At 33.5% G+C, this 23,620-nt stretch carries 21 protein-coding genes and 1 rRNA gene; 12 read left to right on the top strand and 10 right to left on the bottom strand.

Annotated elements, in window-relative coordinates; translation table 11 throughout:
- Window positions 1-52 precede the first annotated feature (52 nt).
- Window positions 53-1,015, bottom strand: a complete 963-nt coding sequence (locus ACSUE0_RS11750; protein WP_119615056.1) for a LacI family DNA-binding transcriptional regulator — start codon at window positions 1,013-1,015, stop codon at window positions 53-55.
- 195 nt (window positions 1,016-1,210) lie between these two features.
- On the opposite strand from ACSUE0_RS11750, the gene ACSUE0_RS11745 reads away from it, so the two are divergent.
- Window positions 1,211-1,396 (top strand): hypothetical protein, encoded by a 186-nt coding sequence (locus ACSUE0_RS11745; protein WP_119615055.1) that lies wholly within the window; start codon window positions 1,211-1,213, stop codon window positions 1,394-1,396.
- A 378-nt stretch (window positions 1,397-1,774) separates the two neighbouring features.
- On the opposite strand, the gene ACSUE0_RS11740 is transcribed toward ACSUE0_RS11745, so the two are convergent.
- The 3 genes from ACSUE0_RS11740 to ACSUE0_RS11730 form a co-directional block, all read right to left on the bottom strand.
- Window positions 1,775-1,999, bottom strand: coding sequence for a sulfurtransferase TusA family protein (locus tag ACSUE0_RS11740; RefSeq protein ID WP_017723427.1), 225 nt, complete (start codon window positions 1,997-1,999; stop codon window positions 1,775-1,777).
- 21 nt (window positions 2,000-2,020) lie between these two features.
- Window positions 2,021-3,109: a YeeE/YedE family protein gene (locus tag ACSUE0_RS11735; protein ID WP_436957500.1), complete on the bottom strand. Its 1,089-nt coding sequence runs from the start codon at window positions 3,107-3,109 to the stop codon at window positions 2,021-2,023.
- Window positions 3,110-3,325: 216 nt separating this feature from the next.
- Complete coding sequence (locus ACSUE0_RS11730; protein ID WP_153671981.1) at window positions 3,326-3,973, bottom strand: redox-sensing transcriptional repressor Rex; 648 nt, start codon at window positions 3,971-3,973, stop codon at window positions 3,326-3,328.
- A gap of 145 nt (window positions 3,974-4,118) precedes the next feature.
- On the opposite strand from ACSUE0_RS11730, the gene ACSUE0_RS11725 reads away from it, so the two are divergent.
- Entirely contained in the window at window positions 4,119-6,047 is a 1,929-nt protein-coding gene (locus tag ACSUE0_RS11725) for an ABC-F family ATP-binding cassette domain-containing protein (protein WP_436957557.1), read from the top strand.
- Between the two features lie 366 nt (window positions 6,048-6,413).
- Window positions 6,414-8,015 (top strand): MutS-related protein, encoded by a 1,602-nt coding sequence (locus ACSUE0_RS11720; RefSeq protein ID WP_436957497.1) that lies wholly within the window; start codon window positions 6,414-6,416, stop codon window positions 8,013-8,015.
- A 132-nt stretch (window positions 8,016-8,147) separates the two neighbouring features.
- Here ACSUE0_RS11720 and ACSUE0_RS11715 read toward each other — a convergent pair whose 3' ends face one another.
- The 5 genes from ACSUE0_RS11715 to tsaE all read right to left on the bottom strand — a co-directional run bounded on the left by ACSUE0_RS11715 (window position 8,148) and on the right by tsaE (window position 11,403).
- On the bottom strand, window positions 8,148-8,570 hold the full coding sequence (locus ACSUE0_RS11715; protein ID WP_436957495.1) for a VOC family protein: 423 nt from the start codon (window positions 8,568-8,570) through the stop codon (window positions 8,148-8,150).
- 273 nt (window positions 8,571-8,843) lie between these two features.
- On the bottom strand, window positions 8,844-9,869 hold the full coding sequence (tsaD, locus tag ACSUE0_RS11710) for a tRNA (adenosine(37)-N6)-threonylcarbamoyltransferase complex transferase subunit TsaD (protein WP_436957493.1): 1,026 nt from the start codon (window positions 9,867-9,869) through the stop codon (window positions 8,844-8,846).
- Complete coding sequence (rimI, locus tag ACSUE0_RS11705) at window positions 9,862-10,326, bottom strand: ribosomal protein S18-alanine N-acetyltransferase (RefSeq protein WP_017723420.1); 465 nt, start codon at window positions 10,324-10,326, stop codon at window positions 9,862-9,864. The genes tsaD and rimI overlap by 8 nt, the downstream gene beginning before the upstream one ends.
- On the bottom strand, window positions 10,299-10,961 hold the full coding sequence (gene tsaB, locus ACSUE0_RS11700) for a tRNA (adenosine(37)-N6)-threonylcarbamoyltransferase complex dimerization subunit type 1 TsaB (protein WP_119614223.1): 663 nt from the start codon (window positions 10,959-10,961) through the stop codon (window positions 10,299-10,301). The genes rimI and tsaB overlap by 28 nt, the downstream gene beginning before the upstream one ends.
- Entirely contained in the window at window positions 10,942-11,403 is a 462-nt protein-coding gene (gene tsaE, locus ACSUE0_RS11695) for a tRNA (adenosine(37)-N6)-threonylcarbamoyltransferase complex ATPase subunit type 1 TsaE (protein ID WP_436957490.1), read from the bottom strand. The genes tsaB and tsaE overlap by 20 nt, the downstream gene beginning before the upstream one ends.
- Window positions 11,404-12,213: 810 nt before the next feature.
- Here tsaE and ilvD point away from each other — a divergent pair.
- From ilvD to ilvA, 9 genes are all read left to right on the top strand, one after another.
- Complete coding sequence (gene ilvD, locus ACSUE0_RS11690; RefSeq protein WP_119614221.1) at window positions 12,214-13,902, top strand: dihydroxy-acid dehydratase; 1,689 nt, start codon at window positions 12,214-12,216, stop codon at window positions 13,900-13,902.
- Between the two features lie 12 nt (window positions 13,903-13,914).
- Window positions 13,915-15,705 (top strand): biosynthetic-type acetolactate synthase large subunit, encoded by a 1,791-nt coding sequence (ilvB, locus tag ACSUE0_RS11685; RefSeq protein WP_436957488.1) that lies wholly within the window; start codon window positions 13,915-13,917, stop codon window positions 15,703-15,705.
- Window positions 15,702-16,175 carry an acetolactate synthase small subunit gene (gene ilvN, locus ACSUE0_RS11680; RefSeq protein ID WP_119614219.1) on the top strand — a complete coding sequence of 158 codons (474 nt, stop codon included), beginning with the start codon at window positions 15,702-15,704 and terminating at the stop codon, window positions 16,173-16,175. Before ilvB ends, ilvN begins: the two co-directional genes overlap by 4 nt.
- A 48-nt stretch (window positions 16,176-16,223) precedes the next feature.
- Window positions 16,224-17,228, top strand: coding sequence for a ketol-acid reductoisomerase (gene ilvC / locus ACSUE0_RS11675; protein WP_119614218.1), 1,005 nt, complete (start codon window positions 16,224-16,226; stop codon window positions 17,226-17,228).
- Window positions 17,229-17,368: 140 nt separating this feature from the next.
- Entirely contained in the window at window positions 17,369-18,904 is a 1,536-nt protein-coding gene (locus ACSUE0_RS11670; protein ID WP_436957485.1) for a 2-isopropylmalate synthase, read from the top strand.
- Complete coding sequence (gene leuB / locus ACSUE0_RS11665) at window positions 18,901-19,941, top strand: 3-isopropylmalate dehydrogenase (RefSeq protein WP_436957483.1); 1,041 nt, start codon at window positions 18,901-18,903, stop codon at window positions 19,939-19,941. Before ACSUE0_RS11670 ends, leuB begins: the two co-directional genes overlap by 4 nt.
- Before the next feature lie 18 nt (window positions 19,942-19,959).
- Complete coding sequence (gene leuC / locus ACSUE0_RS11660) at window positions 19,960-21,330, top strand: 3-isopropylmalate dehydratase large subunit (protein WP_107541734.1); 1,371 nt, start codon at window positions 19,960-19,962, stop codon at window positions 21,328-21,330.
- 1 nt (window position 21,331) lies between these two features.
- Entirely contained in the window at window positions 21,332-21,907 is a 576-nt protein-coding gene (gene leuD, locus ACSUE0_RS11655; protein WP_017723410.1) for a 3-isopropylmalate dehydratase small subunit, read from the top strand.
- Between the two features lie 37 nt (window positions 21,908-21,944).
- On the top strand, window positions 21,945-23,213 hold the full coding sequence (gene ilvA / locus ACSUE0_RS11650) for a threonine ammonia-lyase IlvA (protein ID WP_017723409.1): 1,269 nt from the start codon (window positions 21,945-21,947) through the stop codon (window positions 23,211-23,213).
- A gap of 317 nt (window positions 23,214-23,530) precedes the next feature.
- Here ilvA and rrf read toward each other — a convergent pair.
- Window positions 23,531-23,620, bottom strand: a 5S ribosomal RNA gene (gene rrf, locus ACSUE0_RS11645); the annotation flags it as partial.

Below are 23,620 nucleotides of genomic sequence, written 5' to 3'. Positions count from 1 at the left end.
ATTTAAATGGTACCGGTTCCATAATATACTTTTTCATCATACCATTTTTCTTTTAATTTTTAAATGATTCTTCAACATCAATAATAATGCGCTGTTCAATTTCTTGATGTTGTATCATCTGATTTAGTTTGTCCATAGCTACACTACCTGCAAATTCAAAATTGTAATTTATGGTATGGATAGAGGGAGACACAATATCAGTTACTGGATCTCCACCAAATCCAACAATATACTTTTCATGCTTATGTGGCGTGTGTTCTGAATTATATTTATGTATGGCTAAGGCAATTGAATCCGTAGCCCCAACAATTGCGTCATAATGAGGGCATGCTTGCAACGCTTCTACAACATCGATCATCGCCTCTTGATAATTAAATGATGTTAGTGAAATATAAGGTTGTATGTCGTGTAATTCTAAACCCGCAATCAGACCTTTTTTACGTTGAACACCTACAGCAATATCACTTTCTGTCACACCAAAGAATTTAATATCTTTATAACCTTTTTGACCTAACATATCACCAACCAAATATCCAGCTTGATAATCATTATGAATGATGCAATGTAAATCATTATGTGCTTGACCAACGATAATCACAGGAACATTTATTTTATTAATAACTTCTAAATGTTTGTCTGTGATTTCTGTCGCCATAAAGACAATACCATCTACCTTACTTCTATTAAACGTTTCAAGGGCATCAATTTCTAATTGAGTATTAAGATTTGTATAATTTAGAAGCAAACTATAATTCAATTGATCACAAATCGTTTTGACTCCTTTAATTGTTTCATCAACAGCAAAAGAGTTCATTCTAGGTATAATCGCCCCTATCATATTAGTTCTACGCGCACGTAAACTTTGTGCAAATTGATTAGGCTGATAGTCATTTTCGCGAATAATTTTATCTAATCTTTGTTTTGTTTTTAAACTTACCGAACCATTATTTAAGTATCTCGACACTGTGCTTTTTGAAACGCCAGCAATCTTAGCTATATCAGCAATGTTCTTCATATTTTCTCACTCTCATTAATTAGCTATTATAAACAATACTTATTTTATCATAATGCAACCGCTTTAAATACTATTTAAATCTACATTTATAGAAAGGTTAAAACTTACTAGTAGTATCTCTATATAAGTGATATATAAATTGAGATTTTAATATGATATAGTTGTGGAAATAACAACTTTAAGGAGCGATATACCATGGATAAAGGTAAATTGTACACCTTTATAATATTAAGTATTTGTATAATAGTTATTATTGTTTCTTTGCCATTTTTACTTAAAAATGGTAGTTACTCAGCAATTATTTCAGCCTTTATCCCTATAATGATATTAATTATTTACTTTATCTTTAAAGCTAAAGGCAATAATAAAGATAAAGATTAACAATGTTTATTGGTTATATACTTATTCAGTTTAATGTAAGGAAAACATGACAAAAACTGTAAGGCTAAATCTATTAAATTTATTTTTACTCATTATTTTAATGTTTGTGTTAAATACTAATACCTTTGAATCTTTTTCTATTTATTTGGTCAATGTTCTACCGATAATAATTGGAAACTATGTATTAATTACAAATATTAAAAAACAAAATTCTGACTACAAAATATATAATAAATTTAAATAATAAAAAGGCTTAAAATAAAAATGATCGAACTCAAAGCATAGCTATGAATTCAATCATTTTTATTTTAATTATTATGTTGTCTAATTGACTAAGTGAAGTTCACTTGCAGACTCAATCTCAACTATTACTATTAATTAAGCTTTTTGAATTGTGATTGTCCATGATGCATCATCTAATTGTTCATAATTAGTAACTGGATAGCCTTGCTCAGCTGCCCAATTTGGTAAAGCTTCAGTTGCTTGAGTACAATCAAAATCTATTTTTAATTCATCACCATTATCTAACGTATTCATTTTCTTTTGTGCTTCTATTAACGGGAATGGACAAACCATTCCAACTGTACCTAACTCGTGTACCATAATTTGTGCCTCCTATATTAATTATATTGTTTGCGTTTGTGACGTTACAGTTTCATTAGAAGTTTGCTTCTGCGCTTTTTTCATAGGTCTGATAAACACAAAATAACTCATTGTCCAAGCTCCTAAGATCATTGAAGCAAGTGCAATCCAACCTTTCCATGACATCGTTGCTGTTTCTACTAGTCCATTTCCTATTGAACAACCACCTGCTACTGAAGCGCCAAATCCCATAAGCACGCCGCCAATAATACTGTTACGAATAGTTTTTGTATCTGGCAATCTCCATTTAAACTCTCTTGCCCCTTTAGCCGCAATATAAGATCCTAGGAATATTCCAAGAACTAAGAAGACACCCCAGTCTAATAATTTCAAATCACCAGTTACAAAAAACTGTACTAGATTCGCGGATGGTGTTGTAATACCTAGCCCATACATTCTTCCTGTCGACTCACTTACAGGCCATGCAATTAACGCGATGAGCCCTACTGCAATAGCAGCCACAAATGGGTGGTATTTTTTTTCAAATAAATAATGCCGCAAACCTGTGAATTTCTGTTTTAATTTAGGAACAGCAAATTTAGGTTTCGGTTTGCGTAAAGTTTTGACTACAAAAAATACTGTAATAAATGTAAGTAATGCTACCCAAATCCATGTCGGTATCCCTGTAGTTTGTGACATGCTTGTATTAACGTTTGTAGGCTTATTTAAACCATCCATTAATGGTAATAATAGACCATATTTCGTAGCTGCCGAAGTAAATGCATAGGCGATGAGTGCCATCCAACTGCCTATTAAACCTTCACCTGCTCTATACCATGTACCGGTAGCACATCCGCCAGCTAATATAATACCTAAACCAAATATAAATGAACCTATTACTGTTCCAATAATAGGATAAGTTGACTCAGGTATTTGTACTAAACCAGTAGAAGTCAAAATGAGCAATCCTATACTTTGAACTGTAATTGCTATAAGTAATGCATAAAACATTTTGTTACTCTTTTGAATATACATATCTCTAAATCCACCAGCCAGACAAAACCGTGTTCTTTGCATAACAAAGCCTAAAAGACTTCCCACAATAATGCCACTGATTATTAACCAAGTCATATTAATAACCTCTTTCCCGATAAAATCAATAAGATTAATAATATTAGAAATCGTATAAAATTTCAACCTTGCAACTCATAAATTTTTAATTTTCTACTAACTTATATAGTAACAGTATTTCCAAATTCAAATTAAACATCCATAAAAAAATAGTTTTTTATAAACACAGCACACTGAGTGTATTACTGTATCTATAAAAAACTAACTAATCATTTTTTATTTATTGCTATAATTTTTCATAAAAAATAATAGCGATTGTAATTCAATACCTAAATCAATATGATGAACTTGAACGTCTGATGGAGTTAGTACACGACTTGGTGTAAAGTTAAGTATCCCTTTAACACCTGAATCTACTAATACATCAGCTACGTTTTGAGCTGCTTCTTCAGGAGTAGTCAATATCACTACATCTATATCTTCTTGTGTTAATATTTCCTTTATTTTATCAAATGGACTTACTGTCACTTTACCTATTTGTGTCCCAATAACCTCTTCACGAATATCGAATGCTTCAGTTATAGTCATTTCATCATGTATTGAAAAGTTATATGTTAATAATGCTTTACCTAAGTTCCCTACACCTACAATTGCAATTTTAATCTCGTCATTTTCGCTTATTTCATTTTTAAAAAAATGTAATAAGCTATCAATATTATAGCCATAGCCTTTCTTGCCTAACTCGCCAAAATAAGAAAAATCTCTTCGAATCGTTGCAGAATCAATATTTAAGCCTTCGCTGATGGCTTTAGAATTAACTCTATCAATGCCTTTAGATTTTAATGTATTGACGAATCTATAATATAACGGTAAACGTTTCAATGTGGCACGAGGAATCTTTTCGCTTTGATTAGCCAAGATCATTTCCCCCTATTTCATTATCTGTTATTCATTAATCTTATAATCACTACAACATTATACATGACTGAATAATAAAAATAAACAATGATAGTTTTAACAACACGCTGAATACTGTAGAATGATAATGAATAGAGAGGTGCAAAATCAGATGATATTATTACAACTCAATGATTTAACTAAATCATTCGACGGCGAAGATATTTTTAATAATGTGGATTTTGAAGTTAAAACTGGTGAACGCATTGGTATTGTAGGTCGTAATGGCGCCGGAAAATCTACATTAATGAAAATAATTGCTGGTGTTGAAGATTATGATAGCGGTCATATTTCTAAGAGTAAAAATTTAAAACTTGGTTATTTAACACAGCAAATGACATTAAATACAGATCAAACTGTATTTGAAGAAATGTCTAAGCCGTTTGAGGCAATGAAAAATTTAGAACAAGAAATGAAATTGGAAACAGATTGGTTAGCACAACATGCAAATGAGTATGATACTGAGACATATAAATCTCATATCGATCGCTATGAAGCATTATCCAATCAATTTGAACAACAAGATGGCTATCAATATGAAAGCAAAATTAAAACAGTCTTACACGGATTGAATTTTAGTGAAGCGGATTTCGACCGACCTATCAACGACTTTAGCGGTGGTCAAAAAACAAGATTATCTTTGGCACAAATGTTATTAAGTGAACCTGATTTATTACTTTTAGACGAACCCACCAACCATTTAGATATGGAAACGACCCAATGGTTAGAAAGTTATTTAAATTACTTTAAAGGTGCCATCGTAATTATTAGTCATGATAGATATTTCTTAGATAAAATTGTGACTCAAATTTATGACGTTGCACTCGGTGATGTTCAACATTATGTAGGCAATTATGCTCAGTTTATTGATCAAAGAGATAAATATTATGAAAAACGTATGCAAGAATATGAGAATCAACAAGCTGAAATTAAACGATTAGAGACTTTTGTCGATAAAAATATTGCCCGCGCTTCAACTACAGGTATGGCTAAGAGCCGTAGGAAAATGTTGGAAAAGATTGAACGCATAAATAAACCTATGATTGATGCTAAAAGTGCCAACATTCAATTTGAATTTGATCGTAATACTGGTAATGATGTCTTCCATATAAAAAATTTAGAAATTGGCTATGAGTCTCCGATTACTAAAGGAATCACTTTTGAAGTAACAAAAGGAGATCATATTGCAATTATCGGACCTAATGGCATTGGGAAATCAACTTTAATAAAAACCATTGCCAATATACAAAATGCATTAAATGGGACAATCACTACCGGCGCCAACTTAAAAATTGGTTATTATGATCAAAAGCAAGCTGAATTTAAATCAAATAAAACAATACTTGATTACTTATGGGACCAATACCCTACTATGAATGAAAAAGACATTCGTGCTGTTTTAGGTCGTTTTCTATTTGTACAAGAAGACGTTAAAAAAATAATTAACGATCTATCGGGTGGCGAGAAGGCACGTTTACAGCTTGCCTTATTAATGCTTGAGCGAAACAATGTACTCATTTTAGATGAACCTACAAACCATTTAGATATAGATTCAAAAGAAATGTTAGAACAAGCTTTAGCAAACTTTAAAGGCACAATCCTATTTGTATCTCATGACCGTTATTTTATTAATGAATTAGCCAATAAAGTTTACGATTTAGATCCTGATGGTGGCACAATGTATCTAGGGAATTATCAATATTACATTGAAAAAACTGAGGAAAAAGCAGCATTAAAAGCAAAAGAAGAATTAGAAAATCCAACAGTAGATGATACGGTTATCAAACAAAATGACTCATATATTGATCAAAAGCAACAAAAACGTGAACAACGTCAAATCGAACGTCAAATTGAAACATGTGAATTAAATATAGAAACCTATGAAGAAGAAATAAATGATATTAATCATCAACTTACCTTGCCAGACGTATACTCTGATCCTGAAAAAGCAAACTCCTTAGCAATTTCAAAATCAGAAATCGAACAAAAACTAGAACAAGTCATGGCCGAATGGGCAGAATTACAAGAAAAGTTAATATAAATCCTAATTCAAAACAAAAGTTAAAGTAGAATTTTCTACTTTAACTTTTTTTCTTAGCATGAACTACACAATAACTATTCACATTATTCACCCTATAACAAAGGCTATCCACAAAGTTATCCTAGTTATCCACAAGTAAAAAGTAATCTTTTTTTCGTATAAAATTCAGATAATAGCTTATATCCACATATTTTACCCAAACTTATCCACAACTTGTGCACTATTTGTTGATAAGTACGCATGTTCTCTATTGACATTAGATTATTTTTTTCTTATGTAATATATTATCTCAGTTTGTTAAATTTTAGCGATAATGTCATAATTATCTCATAGCTATTTACATATTAATAAAGGGAGTAATACAACATGCCAACAATTTTTTGGTTCTTCATAGCTTTTCTTTTATTGGGTACTGCATTGATGATTATCTCGCCCATTATCGCCAACAAAAAACTTATGCACGATATCAAACCTTTATGGGCAAATAAACGTCCTTTAGAAAACTTTATTAGACCGAATCATACTTATCGTTATCAATTTGATACATATAAACACAAATTTAACAGTGCAACATTGACAGATGAAAAAACGTGGTCAGATTTAAATCTTGATAGCGTATTTCATAATATGAATTTTAACTTTACAGCTATTGGTGAAATGAGACTTTTTGCAACTTTAAAAAATATGTTTCAAGTAACAGACGCTAAACTTCTTTATAATTTTACAACTAACATAGATTTCAGAAATGAAATATCACTGTATTTAGCGCAAATCGGAAAAGCAATCTACCCTACTTTTCCAGATCAAATCTCATCGATTAAACGCAATAACTTTTTTATGCTTTGTACTTACTTACCATTAATTTTTATAATTCTATCCATTTTCACACCTAGTATTGGCATAACTTTAACTATTTTTTCCGCAATTTTTAATATGATGTTAAGTGGCTTCTTAAAAAAGACCTATGAACAAGATTTAAATTCAATGTTCTACACGTCAACGGTTATTAAAAAAACGTATGTCATCCAACAACACGAACTTGCACCTAATATAGATGTTGACTTTAAACATTTTATTACTGCACGCAAATTTAGTGGTTTGTTAGGTCGTGTGAACTCAAACGACGAAACATCTGTGTTTTCGTTATTATTCAAATTAATCTTTATGATGGATTACCATCTATTTCATTTAATTCAAAACAGTTTTAAAAAGTATGAAGATGAAGTAATGGCGTGTTATGAATACATCGCTAATATTGATAATCACTACGCCGTTGCTTTGTGGAGAGAAACTCTAGATTATTATACAGTTCCTCAGGTTATAGAAAAAGATGTTATTCATTTTGAACAATTAACACATCCATTGATTAATGATGCAGTTCCAAACAATTTAGTAATAGACAATCATATCTTACTAACTGGTTCAAACGCATCGGGTAAGTCCACATTTATGAAAGCTGTTGCACTAAATATCGTATTATCACAAACAGTTAACACTGCTACAGCTGAAGAATTTAGGTATAAGCCCGGTATGGTTTATACTTCAATGGTAAACCAAGATGATATCTTAACAGGTGATAGTTATTTCATGACTGAAATCAAATCTATTAAACGTCTATTTGATATCACTACAACTGAAAAAGTTTATTGTTTTATTGATGAAATTTTTAAAGGTACAAATACAACTGAACGTATTGCTGCATCAGAGTCTGTCCTAAGTTATCTTGATCAACTTAAAGGCTATACTGTCATTGCCGCTACGCATGACATTGAACTCTCTTCTTTATTAGACAATATATATTCAAACTATCATTTTAACGAGTCTATAACTGAGGATAATATTTCCTTTGACTTTAAGATTAAGCAAGGTAAAGCTGATACCCGAAATGCGATAGAATTACTTAGGATTATGTCATTTCCAAAGAAAATTTATAATCGAGCAAAGTCAACAGCAAACCGTAATACTTAATTTAAAATTGGTTTTTCGTTTCATTTGATATTGCTTATAACTACAAATAGAGAGGATGGATACATAATCCGCCCTCTCTATTTGTATAAATTAAACATACTTATTATAAAGATTCGATTTTAAATTCATGATTTATTCCGCGTTAACCATCCACGTAACACCAAATGGGTCATTAAACATACCATAGAAATCTGACCATTCTGTTTTACCTAACGGCATCGTCACTTCACATCCTGCTGCTACCGCTTTATCAAAGAAGGCTTTTGCTGTTTCTTTTTCCGCTTCATTCGAACCATCAAATGTAAATGTAACAATCGCACCACTATTATCTATTTTCTTGTTCTTCCACGTGTCACTACAATAGAATGTTTCGCCAAGTATATTAAATGAGGCGTTCATTGTAAAATCTGAGTCTACTTGATATTCCTCAGGCATATTTGCGAACATTTCATGGTCTCCACCTACACGTTGTATATCCGTTGCACCAAAATGTTCTTCATAAAAATTTAACGCGGCCAAACTATTTTGAAAATTAAAATATTGAACTGCTTTCATTATTAACTTCCTCCTTGTGGTGTTAAACATCAACACATATTAAATTAATTATTTGAATCTCTATAAACTACCTATACCCATATTCTGTTGTTATAAAGTTTAGAATTTTAAATTTTTGTACTACAACCTTAAATAGTTAAAAACTTAAAGATCAACAATTAATTTATCTAACATCCATGAGTCTGATAAACACAAAAAAGTCCAAGACATTTATTGATATCCAGGACCTTTTTGAAAGTAACTACCTAATATTAAGTTGATAATTTTCACTAATTATTTAACTGTAAATGATTCAATATCTAAACTATTAACACCATTCAATGTCATATCTGCTGTAACACCAGCACTATATAAATAGTGAGCCGCTGCACCAATCATAGCAGCATTATCTGTACATAATTTAGGGCTTGGTATTGAGAGTGTGATATTATGACTTTCACAAGCTTCAGATAATGCAGATCTTAAACCTTTATTACTCGCTACACCACCCGCAACTATAAGTTGGTTTACATTATAAGCTTCACATGCTGATATAGATTTGCCAACTAATACTTCAACCACACTATTTTGGAAACTTGTGGCAACATCCGCTTCGTTAATTTCTTCACCTTTTTGTCGAACGTTATGAAGTTTGTTTATTACTGCACTTTTTAATCCACTAAAACTAAAATCATAACTATCTTTGTCTAACCATACCCTTGGAAAATCATAACTATCTTGTCCCTGAGCTGCTAATTTATCAACTTGTGGCCCCCCTGGATAACTAAGCCCGATGGTTCTAGCTACTTTGTCATATGCTTCACCTACGGCATCATCTCTAGTTTCACCAATAACCTCAAAGTTCAAATGATCTTTCATATAAATTAATTCTGTATGTCCACCCGAAACGATTAAAGACATGACCGGAAACTGGAGTGGCTTTTCTAAATGATTCGCGTATATATGACCTGCTATATGATGAACTGGAATTAATGGTTTGTCATATGCAAATGCTAATGCTTTCGCAGCATTTATACCGACTAGCAACGCCCCTATTAATCCAGGACCTTGCGTGACTGCTACTGCATCAACCTGCAGCATTGTTACATCAGCAGTGTTCAACGCTTCATCAATAGTAGTTGTGATACCTTCAACATGGTGCCTACTCGCTACTTCTGGTACGACACCCCCAAATCTTTTATGGCTTTCAATCTGACTTAGGACGATATTACTCAGTATATCTGTTCCATTTTTAATAACACTGACACTTGTTTCATCACAACTGGATTCAATTGCTAATATTATTGTTGTCTCATTCATTTAAATTCACCCACATAACTATTGCATCCTCACCTTCACCATAATAATTTTTTCGCTTACCACCATATTGAAAGCCTAAGTTTGTATAAACATGTTGTGCAATTTCATTATCCACACGCACTTCTAAACTCATTACTTCACATTTAGTTTGTACATAACTCATTGCATATTTGAGTAGTAATTGTCCAAGCCCATAACCTCTATATGATTCATCAATAGCAACCGTAGTTATTTGTGCTTGATCTATAACAATCCAAACACCTATATAGCCAATTATTTTTTCGTTAAATTCTATAATGAAGTAATGTGCAAATTCATTTTTTTCCACTTCATGATAAAATGCATCAATTGACCAACTGCTATCATTAAAACTATTTCTTTCTATATCAAATACTTGAGGGACATCTCCCAAATTCATTAACCTAATATTTAACTCTTGTTCTGTTGGTTTAACCAATTTCTTTCAGCCTCGGACACTTTAATATAGTTTGGTTTAAATTGATGTACATCAGTTGGTTGATCTATGAGTGCTTGCATATACTTGGCTTGTGGTAAATTTGGAATACAAGTACTATCTAATAGAGCTTCTAACTTTTCGCTATCTATTCCAATAAATTTATATGGTTCAGCTAGTTCGTGTAATATATCTAACAGGCTCTTAATTGTAATATATTGGTCTTTTATAATTTGTTTTAGTTTTCCATTTTCGTTTTTATAAACTCCTGTATAAACAGCTTCACGTCGCGCATCAAATATAGGTACAATTAAACCAGCTTCTTCAGGTGCTGTTGCAGCAAGTGCTTTCAGTGAAGATATACCATATAGTTCAGCATTTAAAGCATAGGCTAACGTTTTCGCTACAGTAACTCCAATTCTCAGACCAGTATACGAACCTGGCCCTTCTGCTACAATAATGGCATCTATGTCTTCCTTTGCTATTTGACTGCCAGTAATCACTTTGGAAATAGCTGGCATCAACTGCACCGAATGATTTGTTTTCTCGTTAGTATTTATCTCGTTTAACACTTTATCACCTTGTGTTATGGCAACGGATAAAGGTTGATTGGACGTATCAATTAGCAGATAGTTCACGTTCAACATCCTCCTTAATTTTAAGATAATGCTCCCCTTGAGCATCTATAGTTATCGTGCGTTCAGTAGTATTCCCCATTTGAATGTTAATAGATAAATAATAATCAGGTAAAAATTCTGCTATAAATTGACTCCATTCAATCAAAATTACGGCGTCATCTTCAAAATATTCTTCAAATCCTAAATCTTCTTCTGAATCTTCTAATCTATAACAATCCATATGATGTAATTTTAAATCTGTACCTTGATATGACTTTATTATATTAAACGTTGGAGAATTAATGTTTCGCTTTACACCTAAAGCTTTTCCGATATATTGGCTTAAAGTTGTTTTTCCAGCACCTAGGTCTCCATTTAGTAAAATTAAGTCACCGGCAGACAGATAATTTGTTAACACCTCACCAAAATGTGACATGTCATTGATATTATTAATTTTTATCATTGTCCTCTCCCTTTTTTAGCGACACTTCCAAATTCATTTGGATTAGTGTCGCTTATGCATTGGCTTTAAGCTAAGGCGGTCCTTTTTACACTTCCAAATTCATTTGGATTAGTGTCGCTTATGCATTGGCTTTAAGCTAAGGCGGTCCTTTTTACACTTCCAAATTTATTTGGATTAGTGTCGCTTATGCATTGGCTTTAAGCTAAGGCGGTCCTTTTTACACTTCCAAATTCATTTGGATTAGTGGCACTTTTGCTTTGGCTTTAAGCTAAGGCGGTCCTCTTACTCTTCCAAACTTATTTGGATTTGTATCGCTTATGCATTAGTAGTCACTGTTGTACAATAAACTTTGCAAAGCTTAAACAAAAGTTTTGCGTCTATACATTCTTATAATTTTTTATATACATAAAATTAACTATTATAGTTTAACAAATTTTTTCCAATATTACTTCAAAGTGAAACAAGTTCTTACTAAATTAGAATAGTTTGAATTGATAGAAAATTACAAAAAGTTGTTGACATCGCCAATATGATGTAGTAAATTTAATTTATCAAATTTTTAGACATTTCAAACAAATCAAAAAATAAACCATTCTATCGAGAGGAGTATAATAAAATGACCAAACATACAATGCAATATCAACCGACAACTTCAAATATTTTAGTCATTTTATTATGCTCATAGGACTGGAACTTTAGTAAAGAAACTACTAAACGTTTAAGTCCTTATTCTAGTTGAATGGGACTTAAAAGCGTCCCAATTATTTATTGGGACGCTTTTTTATTTTCAATTTTATGGGGGAATTAGATATGAGAAGCGATATGATCAAAAAAGGAGATCAGCAAGCTCCAGCAAGAAGTCTTTTGCACGCTACTGGTGCATTAGAAAAACCAACAGATATGAACAAGCCCTTCGTGGCAATTTGTAATTCGTATATCGATATTGTCCCAGGACATGTACATCTGAGAGAATTAGCAGATATTGCCAAAGAAGCAATTCGTGAAGCAGGCGCAATTCCCTTTGAATTTGACACAATCGGCGTAGATGATGGTATCGCAATGGGCCATATTGGAATGAGATATTCCTTACCCTCTAGAGAAATCATCGCAGACGCAGCAGAAACTGTAATTAATGCACACTGGTTTGATGGCGTATTTTACATTCCAAACTGCGACAAAATAACACCTGGCATGTTATTAGCTGCAGTAAGAACAAATGTCCCAGCAATCTTTTGCTCAGGAGGCCCTATGAAAGCAGGATTATCTTCTGAAGGAAAAGCCTTAACATTATCATCAATGTTTGAAGCAGTAGGCGCTTTTAAAGATGGTTCAATTTCAAAAGAAGAATTCTTAGATATGGAACAAAATGCATGCCCTACCTGTGGTTCATGTTCTGGAATGTTCACAGCCAATTCAATGAACTGTTTAATGGAAGTATTAGGTCTTTCCCTTCCGTACAATGGTACAGCATTAGCAGTTAGTGAACAACGCAGAGAAATGATTAGAGAAGCAGCATTTAAATTAGTAAATAACATTAAAAACGATTTAAAACCAAAAGATATCGTAACACGTGAAGCAATTGATGACGCATTCGCATTAGACATGGCAATGGGTGGTTCAACAAATACTGTATTACACACACTTGCAATCGCTAATGAAGCCGGTATTGATTATGATTTAACACGAATCAATGAAATTGCCAAGAAGACACCTTATCTTTCAAAAATTGCACCTAGCTCTTCATATTCAATGCATGATGTACACGAAGCTGGTGGCGTTCCTGCAATCATCAATGAATTGTTCAAAAAAGAAGGCACACTTCATCCAGACAGAATAACAGCTACAGGCAAAACATTACGAGAAAATAATGAAGATAAGGCGATTTTAAACAGTGATGTTATTAGGCATCTTGATAACCCTTATGATAAACAAGGTGGCTTATCCATTTTATACGGTAACATAGCGCCAAAAGGTGCAGTTATAAAAGTTGGTGGAGTTGACCCATCTATTAAAGTATTTAAAGGTAAAGCAATTTGTTTTGATTCACACGATGAAGCAGTTGAAGCAATTGATAATCATATTGTTCGTGAGGGTCATGTAGTCGTTATTAGATACGAAGGTCCTAAAGGTGGTCCTGGAATGCCAGAAATGTTAGCTCCTACCTCCTCAATTGTAGGTAGAGGATTAGGTAAAGATGTAGCTTTAATAACAGATGGCCGTTTCTCAGGTGCAACACGTGGTATCGCAGTAGGTCATGTATCTCCAGAAGCAGCTTCAGGTGGCCCAATTGGACTCATCAAAGATGGTGATGAAATTACAATTGATTTAACAAATAGAACCTTAGACGTTGAAGTGTCAACTGAAACATTAGAAGCTAGAAAACAAGATTTAAAACCATTTAAAGCAAAAGTAAAAACAGGTTATCTTGCACGTTACACTGCTTTAGTAACAAGCGCTAATACAGGTGGAATCATGCAAGTACCAGAAAATCTAATTTAAGGAGTGAGCACTATGTCTAAACAAACTGAAACGCTTGAACAAGAAATGTCAGAAAATTTCGATTATTTAGAAGCCGCTGAAACTGTTGAACCTGAAGTTGAATTAGAACAAGAAACAATAGATGAAATGAAATCTGGTTCAGAATTGCTCGTTGAATCTCTTGCAAATGAAAAAGTAGATTTTATATTTGGATATCCTGGTGGTGCGGTCCTTCCGCTTTATGACACTTTTTATGAAGGTAAAATCAAGCATATTCTAGCAAGACATGAACAAGGTGCTACTCATGCAGCAGAAGGTTATGCACGTGTATCAGGCAATACTGGTGTAGTTGTTGTAACAAGTGGTCCAGGGGCAACAAACGCTATCACTGGTATCGCTGATGCTTATAGTGACTCGTTACCTTTGGTAGTAATCACTGGACAAGTAGCAACACCAGGCATAGGTAAAGATGCCTTCCAAGAAGCAGATTTACTTTCTATGACAACACCAATAACAAAACATAACTACCAAGTAAAAAATGTTAATGATATTCCTAAAATAATCCATGAAGCTTTCTATATCGCTAATAGTGGTAGAAAAGGCCCTGTCGTTATCGATTTCCCTAAAGATATGGGTATTTTATCAACTAACGCTCAAACCACAAACGAAATAGAATTACCAGGTTATACAGTACCAAATCAACCAGCAAAGGAAGACATACAAAAACTTCGTGATTATTTAAAAAGCTCTAAAAAACCCGTTGTTCTTTCTGGTGCAGGCATTAACCATGCAAAAGCAAATGATGTATTTACTGAATTTATAAATAGACATCAATTACCAGTAGTTAGTACATTACTTGGTCTTGGTGCAATACCATATGAAAACCCCTATTTCTTGGGTATGGGCGGTATGCATGGATCATACGCCAGTAATATGGCATTAACTGAATGTGATTTACTCATCAACTTTGGTAGCCGCTTTGATGACCGTTTAGCTAGTAATCCAGATGAATTTGCGCCAAATGCTAAAATCGTTCACATAGACATCGATCCATCAGAAATTAATAAAATAATCAAAGTAGATTTAGGCATTGTTGCAGATTGTAAAGCTACATTAGAGGCACTATTAGATTTTGATAGCTATTCAATTAAACATGAATCATGGTTAGAAACTTGTAATGAAAACAAAGTAAATCAACCTTTTGCCTATCAAGAAGATGAGCAAGGTGTTTTCTCCAAACCACAACGGACAATTGAGTATATAGGTGAAGTCACAAATGGAGATGCAATCGTAACAACTGATGTGGGTCAACATCAAATGTGGGTTGCTCAGTACTACCCATTCAAAGACCACGGTCAACTTGTAACAAGTGGTGGTTTAGGAACAATGGGATTTGGTATCCCTGCTGCTATTGGAGCAAAACTTGCAGAACCTGATAAAACAGTTATTTGCTTTGTAGGCGATGGTGGTTTCCAAATGACCAACCAAGAAATGGCAATTTTAGAAGAATACAATCTTGATATAAAAATTGTAATTGTTAATAACGGTACTCTAGGTATGGTTAAACAATGGCAAGATAAGTTTTTCAATAAACGTTTCTCACATTCAGTATTTAATGGTCAACCGGACTTTTTAAAAATCGCTGAAGCATATAATGTCAAAGGGTATATCGTTGATGATCCTGCACAATTAGAACAACAAATTGATGTGGCTTTCCAACATGATGGACCAGCACTAATCGACGTTCGTATTTCACCAATCGAACCAGTAACTCCTATGGTACCAAGTGGTAAAGCCAACCATGAGATGGAGGGACTATTATGAGAAGGACATTTAGAACTAAGGTAAGAGATAAAGCTGGTACATTAAATAGATTAACGAGTATTTTTGTTCGTAGACAATTTAACATCGTTACACTCTCTGCTACACCTACATTAGAGGAAGGTATATCTGATATAACTTTTGTAGCAGAAGTACCAGATACAGATGTATTACGTAATTTATTACAACAACTTGAAAAGCAAATTAACATCATAGATGTTGAAGATATTACCGAAACCAATACTTACAATAGAGAATTGGTATTGGTGAAATTACAAAAACCAATAAATCATCAAGACTTACAAAAAGTAATCAAACCTTATGATGCGCTAGTCTCTATATTGAAAAATGAAGATGAGTATACTTATCTTCAAGCTTCAGGTCCACAATATACGATGGATAATTTATTAGATGATCTATCATCATATAAAATTGAACAAGTTTCAAGAACTGGTTCAGCAGCTTTAGTATAGTTTTGAAACAACAATAACTAAATTTTTAAAAACATGGAGGATTTTATTATGACAACAGTTTATTATGACCAATCAGTAACGAAAGACGCTTTACAAGGTAAAAAAATAGCAGTCTTAGGCTATGGATCTCAAGGACATGCCCACGCTCAAAATTTAAAAGACAACGGTTATGACGTAATTATCGGTATAAGACATGGACGTTCTTTTGATAAAGCAAAAGATGACGGCTTCGAAGTGTACCCTGTAAATGAAGCAGCAAAACAAGCTGATGTTATCATGGTACTTTTACCAGATGAAATCCAAGGACAAGTATATAAAGAAGAAATTGCACCTAATTTAGAACCTAATAATGCATTAGTATTCGCTCATGGATTTAATATTCATTTCGGTGTTATCCAACCACCAGAAGACGTTGATGTATTCTTAGTTGCACCAAAAGGACCAGGACATTTAGTGCGTCGTACATTCGCTGAAGGTAGCGCAGTCCCTGCCCTATTCGCCGTTGAACAAGATGCTAGTGGTGAAGCTACTGATTTAGCATTAAGCTATGCAAAAGGTATCGGTGCTACACGTGCTGGTGTATTAGAAACTTCATTTAAAGAAGAAACTGAAACTGATTTATTTGGTGAACAAGCCGTTTTATGTGGTGGTACTACTAAATTAATTCAATCTGGTTTTGAAACATTAGTTGAAGCGGGTTATCAACCTGAAATTGCTTACTTCGAAGTGTTACATGAAATGAAACTTATCGTTGATTTAATGTATGAAGGCGGAATGGAAAACATGCGCTATTCAATTTCTAATACAGCAGAATTTGGCGATTATGTTTCTGGACCACGTGTTATCACTCCAGATGTAAAAGACAATATGAAAGCTGTACTAGAAGATATTCAAAAAGGAAACTTCAGTGATCGCTTTATTAAAGATAATGAAAATAACTTTGAAGAATTCCATAAATTACGTGAAGAGCAACATGGACATCAGATCGAAGCAGTTGGTAGAGATCTTCGTGAAATGATGCCTTTCATTAAATCTAAAAGTATTGAAAAATAAATAGACACTAAATTTATTAACTCGTGGTAAGAAGAATCTCATTAGGCATAATCACACTATAGTTTTTCCCCTCTTTGAGATTCTTTAATACTTACGACTTAATAATCGTGTCTAAAATTTAGTAATAGGAGATGTTGAAAATGAGTAGCCATATTCAAATTTTTGATACAACACTTAGAGACGGTGAGCAAACACCTGGAGTAAACTTTTCATTCGATGAAAGATTAAAGATAGCAAAACAATTGGAAAAATGGGGCGTCGATATCATAGAAGCTGGTTTTCCTGCATCAAGTACTGGTAGTTTCAAATCTGTTGAAGCAATATCTAGAGCATTAACTACAACTGCAGTTTGTGGATTAGCACGTTGTGTAAAGAAAGATATAGATGCTGTATATGAAGCTACAAAAGAAGCTGCAAAACCGAGAATTCATGTTTTTATAGCGACTAGTCCAATACACCGAGATTCAAAATTAATGATGTCTAAAGAAGAAGTATTAGCTTCAATCAAAGAACATGTATCTTATGCGAAACAATACTTTGATGTCGTTCAATTTTCACCTGAAGATGCTACAAGAACAGAACCATCATTTTTAATCGAATGTGTTCAAACAGCTGTAGACGCCGGAGCCAGTGTAATCAACATACCTGATACTGTAGGATTCAGTTATCCTAAAGAATATGGCCAAATTTTCAAAACACTGCAAGAATCAATAACAACGAATCATGAAGTAATTTATAGTGCGCATTGTCATGATGATCTTGGACTTGCTGTAGCCAATAGTATGGCAGCAATTGAAAATGGTGCAAAACGCATCGAAGGTACATTAAATGGTATTGGGGAACGTGCAGGTAATACAGCTCTCGAGGAAGTTGCTCTCGGCCTTTACGTTCGACAAGATCATTACAATAATCAGACAAAAATCATCCTAGAAGAAACCAAACAAACTTCAGATTTAATTGCAAGATTTGCGGGTATTCGAGTCCCTAGAAATAAAGCCATTGTCGGGCAAAATGCATTCAGTCATGAATCTGGGATTCATCAAGATGGCGTTCTGAAAAATCCAGAAACATATGAAATTATGACGCCACAACTAGTTGGTGTAAAAACAACTGAACTACCTCTTGGTAAACTATCAGGTAAACATGCCTTTGCAGAAAAACTGACAGCTTTAGGATACGATGTAGAGCCTGAAGATCAAAAAGCCTTATTTAAACAGTTTAAAACAATTGCAGATAAGAAAAAATCAGTCACAGACCGTGATATTCATGCATTAATTCAAGGCACAGAGCATGAACAAAATGCTATATATAAAGTAGAAACATTACAGTTACAATTTGTATCTAATGGACTACAAAGTGCCGTTGTCGTCATTAAAGATAAAGATGGTAATACTTATCAAGATTCAAGTATTGGTACAGGATCAATTGTTTCAGTATACAACGCTGTTGATCGTATCTTTGATCGCAAGACAGAACTTATTGAATATCGCATAGATTCGGTAACTGAAGGTACTGATGCCCAAGCAGAAGTACATGTACAAATTAAGATAGATGATCAAATTGTTACTGGTGTAGGTATTGACCATGATATCTTATTAGCTTCTTGTAAATCATATGTTGAAGCACATGCCAAATATGTTGCAAATACTCATGAGGAAGAAGGTATTCACTCATGAGCCATAAGATTGTAGCCCTTCCAGGAGATGGAATTGGACCTGAAATATTGAATGGTTCATTAGAAGTATTACAACAACTAAGTAAATCCTTTAATTTTTATTATGATATAGAAACACATGATTTTGGTGGCATTGCCATTGATAACCACGGTGAACCACTTCCAGAATCAACATTAAATGCTTGCAAAAATGCAGACGCAATTCTATTAGGCGCTGTGGGGGGGCCTAATTGGACAGATCCTAATAATAGACCAGAACAAGGTTTATTAGGTATTCGTAAAGCATTAGGTCTGTTTGCAAATATACGCCCTACTACAGTTACAAATGGCACTAGTCATTTATCCCCTATTAAAGAAGAACGTGTTGCAGGTACAGATTTCATTTTAGTAAGAGAGTTAACTGGCGGTATCTACTTCGGTGAACCAAAACAATTAAATGATAACGATGCGCTCGATTCATTAACCTATACCAGAGCTGAAATAGAAAGAATTGCTAGAGTTGGTTTTGATTTAGCTCAAAAACGCCATAAAAAATTAACTTCAGTAGATAAAGAAAATGTTTTATCCTCTAGTAAATTGTGGCGTCAAGTGATTAACGACGTTGCGGTTGAGTATCCTGAAGTTGAAGTGAATCATTTACTTGTTGATGCTTGTGCTATGCACTTAATAACTAACCCATCACAATTCGACGTCATTGTTACAGAAAATCTATTCGGTGATATTTTAAGTGATGAAGCATCTGTTATTCCAGGTTCTCTAGGACTATCACCTTCTGCAAGTTTCAGTGAACATGGACCTAGACTTTATGAACCTATACATGGCTCAGCACCTGATATTGCTAATCAAGATATTGCTAATCCATTTGGTATGCTACTATCTGTTGTAATGTGCCTTAGAGAAAGTTTAAACCAAAACAAGGCAGCTGATAAATTAGAAACAGTTATTTATCAATTAATTAAAGAAGGTAAAACAACACGCGATCTCAATGGTGATTATAATACATCTGATATTTTTAATTACGTTAAGAAAAATCTTTAAAAAAGGAGGAGATGTCATATGGGTAAAACACTATTTGACAAAGTTTGGAACAAACATGTCTTAACTGGTAAAGAAGGTGACCCACAGTTATTATATATAGATTTACATCTAATACATGAAGTCACATCTCCTCAAGCTTTTGAGGGATTAAGAATTAATAATAGACAACTACGCAGACCAGATTTAACTTATGCGACACTTGACCATAATGTGCCAACTGTAGATATTTTTAATATTAAAGATGAAATTGCAAATAAACAAATTACGACTTTGCAAAATAATGCTAAGGCTTTTGGTGTTCATATCTTTGATATGGGTTCAGATGAACAAGGTATTGTCCACATGGTTGGACCTGAAACAGGTTTAACACAACCAGGAAAAACTATAGTATGCGGAGATTCACACACTGCAACACATGGTGCATTTGGTGCAATTGCTTTCGGCATTGGTACTAGTGAAGTAGAACATGTTTTTGCTACACAATCACTTTGGCAAACCAAACCTAAGAATCTAAAAATTGAAGTCACTGGACAATTACCTACTGGTGTTTATGCAAAAGACATTATTCTATATCTAATTAACCAATATGGTGTTGATTTTGGTACGGGATACGCATTAGAATTTTCTGGTGAAACAATTCAAAACTTATCTATGGAAGCGCGAATGACTATTTGTAACATGGCTATTGAAGCAGGTGCAAAATACGGTATGATGGCTCCTGACGAAACTACATTTGATTATGTTAAAGGACGTCCATATTCTACTAATTTTGAATATGATGTTGATTCTTGGCGCGAACTCTATACAGATGAAGACGCTGAATTTGATAGAGTCATTGAAATGGATGTATCTGATTTAGAACCTCAAGTAACATGGGGAACAAGCCCAGAAATGGGCGTTGGTTTCCATACACCTTTCCCTGAAATAAAGAATGTTAACGATGAACGTGCTTATAATTATATGGGTCTTGAACCTGGTCAAAAAGCTGAAGATATTAATCTAGGTTATGTATTCTTAGGTTCATGTACAAATGCTCGTCTTTCTGACTTGGTTGAAGCTAGTCATATCGTAAAAGGAAATAAAGTGCATCCAAATATTACAGCTATTGTCGTTCCAGGATCACGTACTGTAAAAATCGAAGCAGAAAAATTGGGGCTTGATAAAATTTTCAAAGAAGCAGGATTTGATTGGCGTGAACCTGGTTGTTCAATGTGTCTAGGTATGAACCCTGACCAAGTACCTGACGGCGTACATTGTGCTTCAACTAGTAACCGAAACTTTGAAGGTCGTCAAGGTAAAGGTGCACGAACACACCTAGTTTCCCCTGCTATGGCAGCAGCTGCAGCAATTAACGGGAAATTTGTAGATGTAAGAAAGGTGGTTGTCTGATATGGAAATTAAACCTATTACTACTTATACAGGTAAAGTAGTTCCATTATTCCATGATAATATTGATACCGATCAAATTATACCTAAAGCACATTTGAAACGCATATCAAAATCAGGTTTCGGTCCTTTTGCATTTGATGAGTGGCGCTACCTAGATGATGGATCAGATAATCCAGACTTTAATCCAAATAAGCCTGAATATAAAGGGGCTTCAATCTTAATTACTGGGGAAAACTTTGGTTGTGGTTCAAGTCGTGAACACGCCGCTTGGGCCCTCAAAGATTATGGTTTTGATATTATTATCGCTGGTAGTTATAGTGATATATTTTATATGAATTGCACTAAAAATGCTATGTTACCAATAGTTTTAGATGAAAATACAAGAAAATATCTTGCACAAGCAAGTAAAATTACTGTAGATTTACCAAATCAAACAGTTTCTACATTAGACAAATCTTTTGATTTTGAAATCGATGAAACTTGGAAGAATAAACTCGTTAATGGACTTGATGATATTGCATTAACTTTACAATACGAAGATGCAATTAAAGCCTATGAAACAGCAAAAACGTATTAAATAATTACTAAATTAATAAGTAAAGGTGTGAAATCATATGACTGTAAAAACTACTGTGTCTTCTAAAGATATCGATGAAGCTTATTTACAATTAAAAGATATTGCTAAAGAGACACCATTACAAAAAGATCATTATTTATCTCATAAATATGATTGTAATGTTTATCTTAAGCGTGAGGATTTACAATGGGTAAGATCATTTAAACTTAGAGGTGCATATAATGCAATTATAGCGCTAAATGAAATTGATCGCCAAAACGGCATTACATGTGCTAGTGCTGGTAATCACGCTCAGGGTGTAGCATATACTGCTAGTAAGTTGAATTTAAATGCAGTGATTTTTATGCCAGTAACTACCCCATTACAAAAAATTAATCAAGTGAAATTCTTTGGTGGCAGTAATACTGAAGTAGTTTTAACTGGAGATACATTTGATGATTGCTTAAAAGAAGCTCTTGTTTACACAGAAGAAAATAACATGAACTTTATTGATCCTTTCAATAATATTTTTACAATTGCTGGACAAGGGACACTAGCAAAAGAAATACTTGAACAATCAAAAGAAGACGATATTCAATTTGATTATTTATTCGCTGCAATCGGTGGTGGCGGTTTAATTTCAGGCGTAGGTACTTACTTTAAAGAACATGCTCCTGAGACTTCAATTATTGGTGTAGAACCTGCTGGTGCAAGTAGTATGTATGCTTCAGTAGTTTTAGAAAAACAAATTGTCACATTGCCTGATATAGATAAATTTGTTGATGGTGCATCTGTAGCACGTGTTGGTCAAATCACATTTGATATTTGTAGAAATGTAGTTGATGACTATGTTCAAGTACATGAAGGTGCTGTTTGTTCCACTATTTTAGATATGTACTCAAAACAAGCCATTGTTGCAGAACCTGCTGGTGCGTTAAGCGTCGCAGCGCTTGATCAATATCAAGCAGAAATCAAAGGTAAGACAGTTGTATGTGTAGTTAGCGGCGGTAATAATGATATTAATCGAATGAAAGAAATTGAAGAACGTTCCTTATTATTCGAAGAAATGAAACATTATTTTATTTTAAATTTCCCACAACGTCCTGGTGCATTAAGAGAATTTGTTAATGAAGTCCTTGGACCTAAAGATGATATAACTAAATTTGAGTATCTAAAAAAATCTTCTCAAAATACAGGCACAGTAATCATAGGTATTCAATTAAATAATCACAAAGACTTAGATAACTTAAAAGCAAATGTAGACGAGTTTGATAATTCTAATATTTATATTAATGAAAATAAAATGCTTTATTCCTTACTAATTTAGTTATGCATACTAAAGGAATTTCATTGTTTATATGAAAAATAAACTTTTCTATACCTTCTTATACAATGATTATATGTATATTATGGCCGAGGCATATTAAATATATGTTTCGGCTTTTTTATCAAGTCCTATTTTAAATTCTAACTTTATATTTATTAAGGTAAACTTGTGACTCTCTCATCAGATTATATTTCATTATATTAGTGGAACTTATGCATGAGCTTTTGCTCATGTATTCCTCAAAAACCGACAATTATTTTCGGTTGAAGTATAAAGCTCTTAGCGCATAAAAAAAAGACCCATTAGGGTCTTTAATTGCCTGGCAACGTCCTACTCTTGCGGAACGTAAGTCCGACTACCATCGGCGCTAAAGAGCTTAACTTCTGTGTTCGGCATGGGAACAGGTG

The sequence above is a fragment of the Staphylococcus sp. AS1337 genome (assembly GCF_051408735.1).
Classification (GTDB): domain Bacteria; phylum Bacillota; class Bacilli; order Staphylococcales; family Staphylococcaceae; genus Staphylococcus; species Staphylococcus xylosus_B.
The sequence above is the reverse complement of the archived record's forward strand: the minus strand, read 5'-3'. Positions and strand labels throughout refer to the sequence as shown.